Below are 15,288 nucleotides of genomic sequence, written 5' to 3'. Positions count from 1 at the left end.
TGTCAGCCGTCGAGCGGCTATTCGCGCCAGGCAGACGCCAAGATCCTGAGCCAGTTCTCCCGGCATATCTTCTTCAATTCATTGTCAGCGTATCCCGCGTCCCGGAGGGCCGCAACCAGATTCTGATTGCCCGCGGCGTCCCGGATGTCTTCCGGAATTGTCGCACCGTCGAAGTCCGAACCCAGCGCGACATGGTCTATCCCCATGCGCTCCACCATGTAGTCCACGTGGCGGACCATGTCGGAAAGCGGTGTCTCCGCACTGTCCCGCCCGTCGGGGCGAAGCATCGTCACCGCATAGTTCAAGCCGACGATACCCTTTGATTCGCGAACGGCATCCAACTGCCGATCCGTGAGGTTCCGTGCCACGGGCGTCAGCGCATGCACGTTCGAATGGCTGGCGACGAGCGGCTGGTCGGTCGTCTTCGCCACATCCCAGAAACCCTGCTCGGTGATGTGCGCGAGGTCGATCAGGATGCCCATCCGGTTGCAGGCGCGCACGAGTTCGAATCCGGCTTCGGTGAGGCCGGGGCCGGTGTCGGGAGACTTCGGGAAGGAGAACGGCACGCCGTGGCCGAAGATATTGTTGCGGCTCCAGACGGGCCCGAGCGAACGCAGCCCGACCGCATAGAAGACCTCCAGATTGCTTAGATCGGCGTCGATCGCCTCGCAGCCTTCCATATGCAGGACCGCGGCGAACACGCCGTCGCCCATCGCCCGGCGGATCTCGGCGGTAGAGCGGCAGATACGCCAGGCCCCCGCCCGCTCCAGCCGCAAGGCGATCACGGCCTTTTCAAGCGCGATCTCCAGCGAGGGCTCCAGTGTCAGCGGCGCCGCAAGCGGTGTGTCATAGTGACCCGTGGCGTCCGGTTCCTTGAGAATCAGGTCGCCCGACGGGATGTAGATGGCGCAGAAACCGCCAGCCAGCCCGCCTGCCTTGGCACGCGGCGCATCGATATGTCCTTCCGACGTCCCTTCCACGTATTCGGCAACCGGATCGCCGCCAGCCTTCATCGTCCGCCAAAGCCGCAAGAGCACGTCGTTATGGCCGTCGAACACCATTTCCATGGGTTATGTCCTGATGAGAATGCGAAGGGAGTCGCGTCGTGGGTGATACCCGATCCTAACCGGCAGCCCCGCGACCGCAAGACGGCTCGTGACATTTATGTGGCCTTCCGCGCCTCACCAGGCCATGACCTCGCCGCCGCGATACCGTTCCACCTCCTCCAGCAGCCAGGAGCGGAAGGCGACCACCGGCCTGAAATCCGTCTTGGTGAGCGGCGCGACGGCATAATAGGCGCTCGGGCTGCGCACCTGGTGCGGATAGGCCTGGACGATCTGGCCCGTCGCCAGTTCGGAATCGATCAGGAAGAGCGGCATCAGCGCGACGCCGAGGCCGGCGGCGCAGGCCTGCGCCACGCTGCCGAACTGCTCGAAGCGCATGCCCTGCGCCGGGCCGCCGGCAACGCCCAGGCTCTGGAACCAGTGGGTCCAGGCACCCGGCCGTGACGCCATGTGCAGCAGGGGCAGCGCCAGGATGTCCTCCGGCCGCGCGACCGGATGCTCCGCAAGGAAGGACGGGCTGCAGACGGGCGCCACCATCTCCTCCATCAGGAAGGTGCAGTCGGAGCCCGGCCAGTCCGGCTGCCCGATGTGGATCGCCATGTCGATGCCGTCCCGGTCGAAGTCGAAGATCCCGATGCGGGTGGCGAAGTTCAGCGTGATCTCCGGATGGCGCGCGACGAAGCCCGGGATGCGGGGCATGAGCCAACGGGTACCGAAGGTCGGCAGGATGGCGAGGTTCAGCGTGTCGCTATGCCGTTTCGTCATGGCCTGCAGCGATGCCGAGCGTATCTGCGAGAGTGCGGCACCCACCGACTTAGCATATTCGGCCCCCGCCGACGTCAGCACGACGCCGCGGCTGGTGCGCTCGAACAGGAGAACGCCCAGCAGGTCTTCAAGTCCCGATACCTGCCGGCTTATGGCGCCTTGCGTCAGCGCCAGCTCCTCTGCCGCAGCCGAAAAACTCCGCAGCCGCGCCACGGATTCGAAGGCGGCGAGCGCGGCGGTGGAGGGCAGGAGGCGGCGGCTGAGGCTTGTCATGTCGTATTACTATCAATCATGGCCGAATGAGTAAACGCGCCTTGCCGATCCGCCCGCCCTCCCCGATAATCCGCTACCAAACCGGAGGCATCATCGTGAACGCACGCGCGGCATTTTCCTGGAACGATCCCTTTCTGCTCGAGGACCAACTGACCGACGAGGAGCGGATGATCCGCGATGCCGCGGCCGCCTTCGGCAAGGCCGAACTCCTGCCGCGCGTGCAGGAGGCCTACCTCAACGAGACGACGGAACCGGAACTCTTCCGCCTGATGGGCCAGGCCGGCCTTCTCGGCGTGACGCTGCCGGAGAAATACGGTGCGGCGGATGCGAGCTACGTGGCCTACGGCCTCGTCGCCCGCGAGGTGGAGCGCATCGATTCCGGTTACCGCTCGATGATGAGCGTCCAGTCGTCGCTGGTGATCTATCCGATCTACGCCTACGGCTCGGAGGAGCAGAAGGACAAGTACCTGCCGGGTCTCGTATCCGGCGAGTTGATCGGCTGCTTCGGGCTGACGGAGCCGGATGCCGGCTCCGACCCCGGCGGCATGAAGACCCGGGCGGAGAAGATCGACGGCGGCTATCGCCTGCGCGGCTCCAAGATGTGGATCTCCAACGCTCCGATCGCAGATGTCTTCGTCGTCTGGGCGAAGTCGGAAGCGCACAACAACGAAATCCGGGGCTTCGTGCTGGAGAAGGGGATGAAGGGCCTCTCCGCGCCGAAGATCGGCGGCAAGCTTTCACTACGCGCCTCCATCACCGGCGAGATCGTCATGGACGGCGTCGAGGTCGGCGAGGATGCGCTGCTCCCGAACGTCTCGGGCCTCAAGGGGCCGTTCGGCTGCCTCAACCGCGCCCGCTACGGCATCTCCTGGGGCGTCATGGGCGCGGCGGAAGACTGCTGGTTCCGCGCCCGCCAGTACGGCCTCGACCGCAAGCAGTTCGGCAAGCCGCTCGCCGGCACCCAACTCTACCAGAAGAAGCTTGCCGACATGCAGACGGAGATCGCGCTCGGCCTGCAGGGCTCACTGCGCGTCGGCCGACTGATGGACGAGAAGAAGATGGCGCCGGAGATGATTTCCATCGTCAAGCGCAACAACTGCGGCAAGGCGCTCGACATCGCCCGCCAGGCCCGCGACATGCATGGCGGCAACGGCATCCAGATCGAATACCACGTAATGCGCCACGCCCAGAACCTCGAGACGGTCAACACCTACGAGGGCACGCACGATGTCCATGCCCTGATCCTCGGCCGCGCACAGACCGGAATCCAGGCCTTCTTCTGATCGAACGCCACAGGCGCCCGTCGGGCGGCGCAGCGCCAGAAGACACGTCCGTTGTCCGACAACGTGTCTTGGCTCGCCTGATCCGGCATCCTACATAGGACCTGCGAAGGGAATCGTCTCCGCCGGAGCGGCGGCGAGCCCCCTCGCCACTCCCGCCATCCGGCGGCGGCGCTGTTGTCGTGTCAACGACCGCAGCCCGCAGCCATTTCTTCAGGCGCCTGATACGACGCCACCCGCAACGAGGTCGATCCGATGCACTCCTATCCCGACGTCCAGCTCTTCATCAACGGCACCTGGCGCGACGCCGCCGGGGGCGAGACCATCCCGGTTTCCGATCCGGCGACGGAGGAAGTCATCGGGAAGATTGCCCATGCCCGGCAGGCGGACCTCGACATGGCGCTGGAAGCGGCTGAACGGGGTTTCAAGGTCTGGCGCGAGACCTCGCCCCTCGAACGGTCGAAGATCATGCGCAAGGCGGCCGACCTGCTGCGCCAGCGGGTGGACTACGTCGCCTGGCTGATGACCCGCGAGCAGGGCAAGCCTCTGGCTCAGTCGAAGACGGAGATCCTCGGCGCCGCCGATACGATCGACTGGTTCGCCGAGGAAGGCCGCCGAACCTACGGCCAGATCATCCCGTCCCGCTTCAGCGGCGTCTCCCAGATGACGGTCAAGCTCCCGGTCGGCCCGGTTGCGGCCTTTACGCCGTGGAACTTCCCGATCAACCAGATCGTCCGCAAGCTGTCGGCTGCGCTCTGCACCGGCTGCTCGATCATCGTCAAGGCGCCGGAAGAAACACCCGCCTCCCCGGCCGAACTGATCCGGGTTTTCGCCGATGCCGGCGTGCCGGCCGGTGTCGTCAACCTCGTCTACGGCATCCCCTCGGAGATTTCGGAATACCTCATCCCGCATCCGGTGATCCGCAAGATCTCCTTCACCGGCTCCACGCCCGTGGGTAAGCATCTGGCGGCACTGGCCGGCAAGCATATGAAGCGTGCCACCATGGAACTCGGCGGACATGCGCCGGCGATCATCTTCGACGACGCCGATATCGAGAAGGCGATCGAGGTCACGGCGGCAGCGAAGTTCCGCAATGCCGGCCAGGTCTGCGTTGCGCCCACCCGTTTCCTGGTTCAGGACGGCATCGCCGACCGTTTCGTGGAAGGTTTCGTGAAGGCCTCGCAGGCGATCAGGGTGGGCAATGGCCTGGAAGACGGCGTGACCATGGGGCCGCTCGCCAACGAGCGCCGCATGCCCGCCATGGAAGACATGATCAACGACGCGGTCGGCAAGGGGGCTGAGCTGAAGACCGGCGGCCGCCGGATCGGCAACAAGGGCTATTTCTTTGAACCGACCGTGCTGACGGAAGTGCCCACCTCCGCCAAGATGATGAACGAGGAACCCTTCGGACCGCTCGCCATCATCAACCGGTTCTCGCATCTGGACGACGCGCTCGAAGAGGCAAACCGCCTGCCCTTCGGCCTTGCATCCTACGCGTTCACCGGCTCCGTGAAGACGGCGCATGCCCTGAGCCGCCACATGGAAGCCGGCATGCTGACGATCAACCACAACGGCCTGTCGATCCCGGAAGTGCCCTTCGGCGGCATCAAGGATTCCGGCTATGGCACGGAGGGCGGCTCGGAAGCGGTGGAAGCCTATCTGGAGACCCGGTTCGTCACGCAGATGAACTGAGGCCTGACGCGGAGAAGGCGAAAGCCGGCAGGTCATCCTGCCGGCTTTGGCGTTTGTCCTGCTCTCGTTCGCGCAGCACCGTCAGCGGGCGAAAACCTGTGCACGGCGCAGGGTTACGAAGCCCTGCTGGCCCGCATGCACAGCAAGCTCGGGCTCCACGTCGAACTCCAGATGCTCTCCGCCCGTGGTGATGGCCATCACCCGCCGGCCGCCGGGACGGTCGAGCACACGGGTGATAGAGGCCGCGATGCCCGGCCCAGCGGCCGACCATTCGAGGTCGCTCGGTCGCGCATAAACTTCGGCTGCGCCATCGGGAATACCGTCGGCCGCAAGCGAGACGCTGCCGACATGGGCCTTGCCGCCGCGCACTTCTGCCTCGAGCCGGTTGGCATCCCCGAGGAAGCGGGTCACGAAGGCGGAGCCGGGCGAGCGGCAGACTTCTTCCGGCGTCCCCTGCTGGACGATCGTGCCCTCGTTGAGGATGACGACGCGGTCGGCGAGATCGAGCGCCTCTTCCTGGTCGTGGGTGACGAACAGCGTCGTGATGCCGAGCTCGTCGTGGATTTCCCGCAGCCACCGGCGCAACTCCCGCCGGACGTTGGCATCGAGCGCCCCGAAGGGTTCATCGAGCAGCAGCACCTTGGGATCGACGGCGAGCGCGCGCGCCAATGCCACCCGCTGCCGCTGGCCGCCGGAGATCTGCGCCGGGAACCTGTCGCCCAGCCCTTCGAGCCGCACGAGCCGCAGCAATTCCTCCACGCGGGCGGCGATCGCAGCCTTCTCGCGCTTCACCTTCGAGACCTTCATGCCGAAGGCGATGTTCTCGGCCACGGTCATATGCGGGAAGAGCGCATAGTGCTGGAAGACGAAGCCGACGCCGCGGTCGCGCACCGGAATGTCGGTCGCGTCTTGATCGCCGAAATAGATATGGCCGCCATCGGCATATTCGAGGCCGGCCACCATGCGCAGGATGGTCGTCTTGCCGGATCCCGAGGGGCCGAGCAGCGCGACAAGCTCGCCGCTCTCGATATCGAGTGAGACATCGCGCACGGCGCGGAAGGTGTGGAACGTCTTGACGACGTGATCGAGGCGGATCTTCATGGGTTCACTCGGTAGAAGCGGCCGCACCGGCGGCAAGGGCGGGTCGACGGATGCGGCCGGCTCCTTGCCGTTCCAGCGCCACCTTGGCGATGATGGTGAAGACGGCGATGACCGCCAGAATGGAGGCCGAGGCAAATGCGCCCGCGGCCTGGTAGTCGTGATAGAGCAGTTCGATATGCAGCGGCAGAGTGTTCGTTTGGCCGCGAATGTTGCCGGACACCACCGACACCGCACCGAACTCGCCCATCACGCGGGCATTGCAGAGCACCACGCCGTAGAGCAGTGCCCACTTGATGTTGGGAAGCGTGACGGAGAAGAAGGTGCGCCAGCCGGACGCGCCGAGCGAGGTCGCGGCCTCCTCCAGGTCGCGCCCCTGGGCCTGCATCAGCGGAATGAGTTCCCGCGCCACGAAGGGAGCGGTGACGAACATCGAGGCCAGAACGATGCCTGGCAGCGCGAAGAGAACCTTGATCTCGTAGGCCTCGAGGAGGGGGCCGAAGAAACCTTGCAATCCGTAGACGAAGAGATAGGCCACCCCGGCGACGATCGGCGAGATGGAAAAGGGGATTTCGATCACCACCAGCAGGAACCGCCGGCCCGGAAAGTCGAACTTCGTGATCGCCCATGCCGCGGCCACCCCGAAGATCGTGTTGACGGGTACGGCGACGAGCGCCGTGACCACTGTGAGGAAGATCGCGTGCCGCGTGTCGGGATGCGCGATCGTAGAGGCATAGGCGCGCCAGCCTTCCGAGAAGGCTTCGAAGCCGATGACGATGAGCGGCGCCAGGATCAGCAACGCCCCGAGGATCAGCACGGTGGCGATCAGCAGGCGCCGGAAGAGCGGCTGGTCGCCGACGCGTGGTGGCTTGCGCCGGGTATGGACGGCGGACATCGGTCAGTTCCTCGCGGTATAGCGCAAGGCACGCGCCTGCAGGAGGTTGGTGATCGCCAGCATGGCAAAGGCGGTAAAGAGCAGGACCGAGGCGATCGCAGCCGCGGCCTGGTAGTCATATTCCTCCAGCCGGATGAAGACGAGAAGCGCCGTGATCTCCGTCGACATGGGTTGGTTGCCGGCGATGAAGATGATCGCCCCGAACTCCCCGAGCGACCGCGCGAAAGAGAGCGAAAGGCCCGCCAGCAGCGCCGGCTTCAGCAAGGGGAAGATGACCGTGCCGAAGATCGTCCAGTCCGAGCCGCCAAGCGACTGCGCCGCCTCCTCCAGTGCCGGGTCCAGATCCTCCAGCACCGGCTGCACCGTCCGCACGATGAAGGGCAGCGAGGTGAAGCACATGGCAATCATGATGCCGAGCGGCGTATAGGCGACCTTGATCCCGAGATCGGAGAGGACCGAGCCGAACCAGCCGTTGCTGGCGAAGAGGGCGGTCAGCGAAATGCCCGCGACCGCCGTCGGCAAGGCGAACGGAAGATCCACCATTGCGTCTACGAAGCGCCAGCCGGGGAAGCGGTAGCGGGTGAGAACCCAGGCCAGCGCCAGCCCGAAGACGAGATTGAAGGCAGTGGCACCGAGAGCCGAAAGCACGGTGACACGGTAGCTGGCGACCGCGCGCGGCGAGGAAACGATCGACCAGTAGTCGGCGGGCCCAAGGCTCGCCGCCTTGAAGATGAGTGCGACAAGCGGCAGCACCACGATCAGCCCGACGTAGAAGAGCGTGACGCCAAGCGATAACGAAAGCCCCGGCAGGACATTGCGTCTCAAGCCTATTCCCCTGTGCTCGGAATGCGAAAGACCCGACGGCCTTGCGACCGCCGGGAGGGTCCGTCCTGGGAGACGGATTAACGGCTGCCGTACAGCTTGTCGAGCGTGGCGCCGGAGGCGAAGTGCTCCTCCTGGATCTTGCTCCAGCCCCCGAAGACATCATCGACATTGACCAGCCGGATCTCCGGGAACTGGTCCTTGAACTCGGCGGAAACCTTCTCGTTGTGGACGCGGTGACCGAATTCAGCGGCGATACGTTGACCTTCTTCGGTGTAGAGGAAGTCGAGATAGGTCTTGGCAAGGTCGCGCGAACCGCGCTTGTCTACCACCTTGTCGACGATCGCGACGGGGAATTCGGCAAGCAGGCTGACCGAGGGAACCACGGCTTTGAACTTGTCGGTTCCGTATTCCTTGGCGATGGAACGCGTCTCGGATTCGAAGGTGATGATCACATCGCCGATCTCGCGCTCGACGAAGGTGGTGGTGGCCGCGCGGCCTCCGGTATCGAAGACGGGCACGTTGTCGAAGATCTTCGCGATGAATGCCTCGACCTGCTCCTCGTCGCCCTTGAACGCCTCCTTGGCGTAGGCCAATGCGGCAAGGTAGGTGTAACGGGCGTTACCCGACGTCTTCGGGTTCGGGAAGATGACCTTCACGTCGTCCCGGGCCAGGTCGCTCCAATCCTTGATGTTCTTGGGATTGCCCGCGCGTACGAGGAAGGACGGGAAAGAATAGAAGGGCGAGGCGCTGTTGGCGAAATCCTGCTGCCAGTCGTCGGAGACGAAGCCCTGCTTCACCAGGAAATCGATGTCGGTGACCTGGTTGAAGGTGACCACATCCGCTTCCAACCCCTCGACGATGGCGCGCGCCTGCTTGGAGGTGCCGGCATGCGACTGGTCGATGGTGACGCCGGGATGCTGCTTTATGAACGCTTCATTCTCCGCGGCAAAGACTTCGCGGGCCACGTCATAGGAGGCATTGAGAAGGGTTGTCGGCGACTGCGCGAAAGCCGGCGCTGCGAACAAGGCGGCAACGGCGGTGCCGAGGATGAGGAGGCGGTTCATGAAGGTCTCCGGTATTCGAGGATGATCCGAACCTACCGGCAGACGAAAGGGATCGCGAGAAACCCACGACCCCACCGGGCACGCGCTTTAGAATTTCCATTTCTTTTTCTGCCGGATCACAGCAACGCTTCATCGATCGAGTGCAGACGCTAAAGCTGCGTCAGAGCCGATGATCCGGGAAAAGACTTCCGTGCCTGCCGCCGAGGTACCGGTCGATGCTCTCCGCCGTCACCTCGTCGAGCGTCGCCGGCGACCATTGCGGATTACGGTCCTTGTCTATGATCGCCGCACGGACGCCTTCGTAGAAGTCGTGGTTCCGCAGGATCTCCACACCTGCTCCGAACTCCCGTTCGAGGCACTCCACGAGACCGGAACTCTCCCGTCCCGCGCGCAGCAGGCGCAAGGTCAGCTTCAGGCTGGTCGGGGAGCGCTTGAGCATGGTTTCGCGGGCGGCAGCGGCGAACTCCCCCTCCTCCCTGGCGAGCGCCTCCAGAATGTCCTCGACGCGGTCGAAGCCGAAGCAGCGGTCGATCGTCGCCTGGTTCGCCTGAAGCTTGCTCGCGCCAGGCCTGACCGCGAAGCGTGAAATCACCTTTCCAACAGCCTCGTCGCCGGCATCCGCCTCCAGCGCGCCGATCGCTTCGACGAGTTCCGACAGCCGCTCCGACGGGACAAGCGCATCCGCAAGCCCGGCGTGGATGGCATCGGCGGCATCCATCTCCCCGCCCGTCAGGCCGATCCAAGTCCCGACCTCGCCAGGAGCCTTCGGCAGGAGCCAAGTGGCGCCGACGTCCGGGAAGTAGCCGATGCCGGTTTCGGGCATGGCGAGCCGTGTCCGCTCCGTCACGATCCGATGGCGGCCGTGCGAGGAGAGCCCCACGCCGCCGCCCATGGTGATCCCGTCCATCAGGGCGATATAGGGCTTGCGGTAATGGGAGATCGCGTAGTTGAGGGGAAACTCCTCCCGCCAGAATCGGGTAGCCTCGGGATCGCCGGCTTTCCCCATGTCGTACAGCACGCGGATATCGCCGCCGGCGCAGAGCCCGCGTTCGCCCTCGCCCTGCAAGATGACGGCTCCGACCGCTGGATCGTCCAGATACTGCGCCAGCGCGGTATGAATGGTCCGCACCATCGGCAGGTTGATGCTGTTCAACGCCTTCGGCCGGTTGAGCCGGATCACCGCCGCCGAGCCGGCCCGGTCGAGTATCACTTCATCGCTCATCGTCGCCACGCCCCGCACGCTGTCCTCCGGCATCATCGATTGTCGGCCAGAATCATCTCCGCCGCCTTTTCGGCGATCATGATAGTCGGGGAATTGGTGTTGCCGGAAACGATATTCGGCATGATCGACGCATCCGCCACCCTGAGCCTCCCGAGTGCCCGCATACGCAAGCGGGAATCCACGACGCTGTCGACGTCGGCGCCCATCCGCAGGGTGCCGACCGGGTGGAAGATCGTCGTGCCGATATCGCCCGCCGCCTTTTCCAGGTCGGCATCCGTTTCGTAGCCCGGCCCCGGCTTGTACTCCTCGGGATGATAGCGGGCGAAGGACGGCTTTTTGACGATCTCGCGCGTCAGCCGGATCGCCTTCACCGCGACGTCACGGTCCGCCGGTGCTGAAAGGTAGTTGGGCTTGATCGCGGGCGCGGCCGCGAAGTCGCCGCTCTTCACATGCACCGAGCCGCGGCTTTCCGGCCTGAGGTTACAGACGCTCGCCGTCATCGCCGGGAAGCCGTGCACCGGGTCTCCGAACTTGTCGAGCGAGACGGGCTGGATGTGGTATTGCAGGTCGGGCATTTCCTTGTCCGGCCCCGACCGCGTGAAGATGCCGAGCTGGCTCGGCGCCATCGACATGGGCCCTGACCGGCGGAAGGCGTATTCGAGGCCGATCGCCGCCTTGCCGATGAGCCGCGACGCCTTCTCGTTCAGCGTCGGGACGCCGGTGACCTTGTAGACCATGCGTAGTTGCAGGTGGTCCTGCAGGTTCTCGCCCACCCCCTTCACCTCCTTGAGGACCTCGATCCCCGCCTGCCGCAGCACCTCCCCGCGGCCGATGCCGGAAAGCTCGAGGATCTGCGGCGACCCGATCGAGCCGGCGCTGAGGATCGTCTCACGGGACGCGAGCGCGCGCTTGGCGACGCCGTTGTGCTGGAATTCCACGCCCCTCACCTCGCCACCCTCGACGATCAGTCGCCGCGCATGGGCCTTGGTGAGGATCCTCAGGTTGCGCCGCCCCTTGGCCGGCCGAAGGAAGGCCTTCGACGTATTCCAGCGGATGCCGGCCCGCTGGTTGACGTCGAAATAGCCGGATCCCTCGTTCGAACCGCGGTTGAAATCCTCCGTGATCGGGATCCCGGCCTCCTCCGCCGCCTTCTGGAAGGCGTCGAGCACGGCCCAGCGTACGCGCGACTTCTCCACCCGCCATTCGCCTCCGGCGCCGTGCAGATCGTCCGCCCCGCGATAATGATCCTCCGACTTCCTGAAATAGGGCAGCACGTCGTCCCAGCCCCAGCCCTCGCAGCCCGACTGGCGCCAGAGGTCGTAATCGCGCGCCTGGCCGCGCATGTAGATCATGCCGTTGATGGAGGAACAGCCGCCGAGCAGCTTTCCACGCGGATAGAAGAGCGAGCGGCCGTTGAGCCCTTCTTCCTTCTCCGTGGTGAAGCACCAGTCGGTACGCGGATTGTTGATGCAGTAGAGATAGCCTACCGGAATATGAACCCAGTGGTAGTTGTCCGTCCCGCCCGCCTCCAGCAAGAGCACCCGGTTGCGGCTGTCGGCCGACAGCCGATTGGCGAGAACGCATCCCGCGCTCCCTGCGCCCACGACGATATAGTCGTACTGTTCCATGACACGCCTCCAAAGGCTCGCCGTCACCACAGACGAAAGCCTGCGGTCCGGCTGCCTCGATCTTTCCCGATGGACGCGCGCCCGGCGCGTCCGGCCCCGCCGTCAGTGCCTGTGCTCGAACCCCAGCCGACGACCGAGACGCGATGCGTAGAATTCGCCGATGATGCCGCGGCGGAAGACAAGCACGCAGACCATGAAGACGACGCCGGTGATGATCGTGACCGGGAAGTCGGAGGTCGCGAGGTAGTTCTGCAGCGTGACGACCAGGCCCGCCCCGAAGATGGGCCCGATCAGCGTGCCGATGCCGCCGAGAAGCGTCATCAGGATCACCTCACCGGACATCTGCCAGGTGACGTCCGTGAGCGTCGCGAACTGGAAGACGAGCGATTTCACCCCGCCAGCCAGCCCCGCGAGCGCCGCCGACATGACGAAGGCGCCGAGCTTGTAGTGCGCTACGGAATAGCCGAGCGAGGTGGCGCGCGCCTCGTTCTCGCGGATCGACTTGAGGATCATGCCGAAGGGCGAGTTCACGAAGCGCCAGATGACCGCGAGGCCGATGACGAAGACGGCCAGCACGAAGTAATACATGTTGGTCGCGACGTTGAGGTCGATGAAGCCGAAGAGGTGGCCGCGCGGCACCTGCTGGATGCCGTCCTCGCCGCGCGTGAACTCCGCCTGCAGGCAGAAGAAGAAGAACATCTGCGACAGCGCCAGCGTGATCATCGCGAAATAGATGCCCTGGCGGCGGATGGCGACGAAACCCATGACGAGGCCGAGCGCTGCCGCGCCGGCCACGCCGAGCAGCACGCCCAGTTCCGGCGTCCAGCCCCATTCCTTCACCGCATGTGCCGTGAAATAGGCCGCCCCGCCGAAGAAGGTGGCATGGCCGAAGGAGAGAAGCCCCGTATAGCCGAGCAGCAGGTTGAAGGCGCAGGCGAAGAGCGCGAAGCAGAGAAGCTTCATCAGGAAGATGGGGTAGAAGAACATCGGCGCGACCAGCAGGAAGGCAAGTCCCGCCAGCAGGAACGCCGCATAGGTGAACGATGCCGTGGGGGCTCGTTCTGCCCGAACTTCAGTGGCCGTGTGGGTCGTATGGCTCATGTCACGCATCCCGTCCGAAGAGGCCAGCCGGCCTGATGAGCAGTACGATCGCCATGATGACGAAGATGACGATGTTCGATGCCTCCGGATAGAAGACCTTGGTCAGCCCTTCGGCGATGCCCAGCATGTAACCCGTGACGATGGCGCCCATGATCGAGCCCATGCCGCCGACGACGACCACCGCGAAGACGACGATGATGAGGTTCGTACCCATCAGCGGCGAGACCTGGTAGACGGGCGCCGCAAGCACGCCGGCAAACGCGGCGAGGCCGGCGCCGAGGCCATAGGTCAAGGTCAGAAGCATCGGCACATTCACGCCGAAGGCCTGGACGAGAACGGGATTCTCCGTCGCTGCCCGCAGATAGGAGCCGAGCTTGGTCTTCTCGATGAGGAGCCAGGTGCCGATGCAGGCGACGAGCGAGATGACGACCACCCAGCCGCGGTAGATCGGCAGGAACATGAAGCCGAGATTGGTGCCGCCCGCAAGCGCTGCCGGAACCGAATAGGGTTGCCCCGCCGCACCGTAGAGGTAGCGGAAGGTCCCCTCGATCGCCAGGGCCAGCCCGAAGGTGAAGAGAAGGCCGTAGAGGGGATCGAGCTTGTAGAGGCGGCTCAGCATCGTCCGCTCGATCACAGCCCCCACGAGGCCTACGACGATCGGCGCGATGACGAGCGCCAGCCAATAGCTGATCCCGAAATACTGAAGCAGCAGCAGCGCGACGAAGGCCCCCAGCATGTACTGCGCACCGTGCGCGAAGTTGATGACCCTGAGAAGGCCGAAGATAACAGCCAGCCCGAGACTCAAGAGCGCGTAGAACGAGCCGTTGATGAGGCCGATCAGCAACTGACCGAGAAAGGCCTGGAGGGGGATACCGAAGATCATCGTCATCGTCAGACTCCCAGCACTTTATGCAGCATGTCCATCCGCTCCGGCAGTTCACCGACGGGGAAATCGGCCACCATCTGGCCGTGGTCCATCAGGTAGAAGCGATCGGCGACGCGGCTGGCGAAGCGGAAGTTCTGTTCCACCAGCAGAACCGTCATGCCGCGTTCCTTCAGCGTCTTCAGCACCTCGCCGATCCGCTGCACGATGACCGGGGCCAGCCCTTCCGTCGGCTCGTCGAGGATGAGCAGGCGCACCCCCGTGCGCAGGATGCGGGCGATCGCCAGCATCTGCTGCTCGCCGCCGGAAAGCTTGGTGCCGGGGCTGGAGCGCCGCTCGAGAAGATTGGGGAAGAGTTCGTAGATCTCGTCCAGCGACATGCCGCTGCCGGCGACCACCGGCGGCAGCAGGAGATTCTCCTCCACCGTCAGTGTCGCGAAGATGCCGCGCTCTTCCGGCACGAAGCCTATCCCGGAATGGGCGGTGCGATGGAGCGGCACGCCCATCATGTCGCGGCCGTCGAACATGATCTGGCCCTTGCGCTCGCGGACGATGCCCATGATCGTTCTCAGCGTCGTGGTCTTGCCCACTCCGTTGCGGCCGAGGATGGTGATCATCTCGCCCTCGCCCACGGTCATGTCGACGCCGTGCAGCACATGGCTTTCACCATACCAGGCATTGAGGCCACGGACTTCCAGAAGCGGTTTCATCTCACGCCTCCTCCGTGCCCATATAGGCCGTCCGCACGCGCGGATCCTGACTGACGGTCGCATAGTCGCCTTCCGCCAGGATCTCGCCGCGCTGCAGCACCGTCACGTGATGGCAGATGTCGGCAACGACCGAAAGATTGTGCTCCACCATCAGGACGGCGCGCTCCCTGGCAACGTTGCGGATGATACCGGAGACGGTGCCGATATCCTCCTGCCCCATGCCGGCCATGGGCTCGTCGAGCAGCAGCACCTTGGGATCGAGCGCCAGGGTGGTGGCGATCTCCAGCACGCGCTTGCGGCCATAGGAGAGATCGGCGGCCATCGTGTTGCGGGCGTCGAGCAGCCCAACCGCCGACAGAAGCTCCTCGGCACGCTGGTTAAGCCGGCCGAGCGAAGACATGGGCAGCCAGAACTGGGTGGCGAGGCTGTTGGGCCGTTGCAGGGCAACCCGGACGTTGTCCAGCACGGTCAGGTGCGGAAAGACTGCTGAAATCTGGAAGGAGCGCACCAGCCCCATGCGCGCCACCTTGTCCGGCGCGGTATTGGTGATGTCCGTTCCGAGCAGGGTGATGCGGCCTGCGGATGGCTGCAGGAACTTGGTCAGGAGGTTGAATACGGTGGTCTTGCCGGCGCCGTTTGGACCAATCAGCGCATGCACGCGGGCGTGATGGACATCGAGGTCGACATCCTTCACGGCGGCGAACGCGCCGAAGACCTTGGTGAGGCCGCGGGCGGACAGCACCACCCGCGGCTCCTCGTTCGCATGGACTGCGGTATTTGCCATGACG

At 64.8% G+C, this 15,288-nt stretch carries 14 protein-coding genes; 2 read left to right on the top strand and 12 right to left on the bottom strand.

The window, feature by feature from the left end:
• Positions 1-17 precede the first annotated feature (17 nt).
• Positions 18-1,067: a dipeptidase gene (locus RTCK_RS10905; protein ID WP_142592819.1), complete on the bottom strand. Its 1,050-nt coding sequence runs from the start codon at positions 1,065-1,067 to the stop codon at positions 18-20.
• Between the two features lie 114 nt (positions 1,068-1,181).
• Complete coding sequence (locus RTCK_RS10900) at positions 1,182-2,102, bottom strand: LysR family transcriptional regulator (RefSeq protein WP_142519660.1); 921 nt, start codon at positions 2,100-2,102, stop codon at positions 1,182-1,184.
• 95 nt (positions 2,103-2,197) lie between these two features.
• Here RTCK_RS10900 and RTCK_RS10895 point away from each other — a divergent pair, with 95 nt between their 5' ends.
• Both RTCK_RS10895 and RTCK_RS10890 read left to right on the top strand, forming a co-directional pair.
• The gene (locus tag RTCK_RS10895; protein WP_142519659.1) at positions 2,198-3,385 is read left to right on the top strand and encodes an acyl-CoA dehydrogenase; all 1,188 of its coding nucleotides are present in this window, start codon (positions 2,198-2,200) and stop codon (positions 3,383-3,385) included.
• A 252-nt stretch (positions 3,386-3,637) separates the two neighbouring features.
• Positions 3,638-5,074, top strand: coding sequence for an NAD-dependent succinate-semialdehyde dehydrogenase (locus RTCK_RS10890; RefSeq protein WP_142592818.1), 1,437 nt, complete (start codon positions 3,638-3,640; stop codon positions 5,072-5,074).
• Between the two features lie 81 nt (positions 5,075-5,155).
• Here the strand turns inward: RTCK_RS10890 and RTCK_RS10885 are convergent, their stop codons facing one another.
• The 10 genes from RTCK_RS10885 to RTCK_RS10840 form a co-directional block, all read right to left on the bottom strand.
• Positions 5,156-6,175 carry a sulfate/molybdate ABC transporter ATP-binding protein gene (locus RTCK_RS10885; protein WP_142592817.1) on the bottom strand — a complete coding sequence of 340 codons (1,020 nt, stop codon included), beginning with the start codon at positions 6,173-6,175 and terminating at the stop codon, positions 5,156-5,158.
• A 4-nt stretch (positions 6,176-6,179) separates the two neighbouring features.
• The gene (cysW, locus tag RTCK_RS10880) at positions 6,180-7,067 is read right to left on the bottom strand and encodes a sulfate ABC transporter permease subunit CysW (RefSeq protein ID WP_142592816.1); all 888 of its coding nucleotides are present in this window, start codon (positions 7,065-7,067) and stop codon (positions 6,180-6,182) included.
• Positions 7,068-7,070: 3 nt separating this feature from the next.
• Positions 7,071-7,892: a sulfate ABC transporter permease subunit CysT gene (cysT, locus tag RTCK_RS10875; protein ID WP_142592815.1), complete on the bottom strand. Its 822-nt coding sequence runs from the start codon at positions 7,890-7,892 to the stop codon at positions 7,071-7,073.
• Between the two features lie 77 nt (positions 7,893-7,969).
• Positions 7,970-8,956 (bottom strand): thiosulfate ABC transporter substrate-binding protein CysP, encoded by a 987-nt coding sequence (gene cysP / locus RTCK_RS10870; protein ID WP_142592814.1) that lies wholly within the window; start codon positions 8,954-8,956, stop codon positions 7,970-7,972.
• Positions 8,957-9,116: 160 nt separating this feature from the next.
• Positions 9,117-10,214 carry an enoyl-CoA hydratase/isomerase family protein gene (locus RTCK_RS10865; RefSeq protein ID WP_408004527.1) on the bottom strand — a complete coding sequence of 366 codons (1,098 nt, stop codon included), beginning with the start codon at positions 10,212-10,214 and terminating at the stop codon, positions 9,117-9,119.
• Complete coding sequence (locus RTCK_RS10860) at positions 10,211-11,806, bottom strand: GMC family oxidoreductase (RefSeq protein WP_142592812.1); 1,596 nt, start codon at positions 11,804-11,806, stop codon at positions 10,211-10,213. Before RTCK_RS10860 ends, RTCK_RS10865 begins: the two co-directional genes overlap by 4 nt.
• A 102-nt stretch (positions 11,807-11,908) precedes the next feature.
• Positions 11,909-12,907 (bottom strand): branched-chain amino acid ABC transporter permease, encoded by a 999-nt coding sequence (locus tag RTCK_RS10855; RefSeq protein WP_142519651.1) that lies wholly within the window; start codon positions 12,905-12,907, stop codon positions 11,909-11,911.
• A 1-nt stretch (position 12,908) separates the two neighbouring features.
• A complete protein-coding gene (locus RTCK_RS10850; protein ID WP_142519650.1) occupies positions 12,909-13,796 on the bottom strand; it encodes a branched-chain amino acid ABC transporter permease in 888 nt (295 codons plus the stop codon).
• A gap of 2 nt (positions 13,797-13,798) precedes the next feature.
• Positions 13,799-14,500 (bottom strand): ABC transporter ATP-binding protein, encoded by a 702-nt coding sequence (locus RTCK_RS10845; protein ID WP_142519649.1) that lies wholly within the window; start codon positions 14,498-14,500, stop codon positions 13,799-13,801.
• A 1-nt stretch (position 14,501) separates the two neighbouring features.
• Positions 14,502-15,284, bottom strand: a complete 783-nt coding sequence (locus RTCK_RS10840) for an ABC transporter ATP-binding protein (RefSeq protein WP_142519648.1) — start codon at positions 15,282-15,284, stop codon at positions 14,502-14,504.
• Positions 15,285-15,288 lie beyond the last annotated feature (4 nt).

The organism is Pseudorhizobium endolithicum (assembly GCF_902153245.2).
In the GTDB taxonomy this organism is placed as follows: Bacteria; Pseudomonadota; Alphaproteobacteria; order Rhizobiales; family Rhizobiaceae; genus Neorhizobium; species Neorhizobium endolithicum.
The sequence above is the reverse complement of the archived record's forward strand: the minus strand, read 5'-3'. Positions and strand labels throughout refer to the sequence as shown.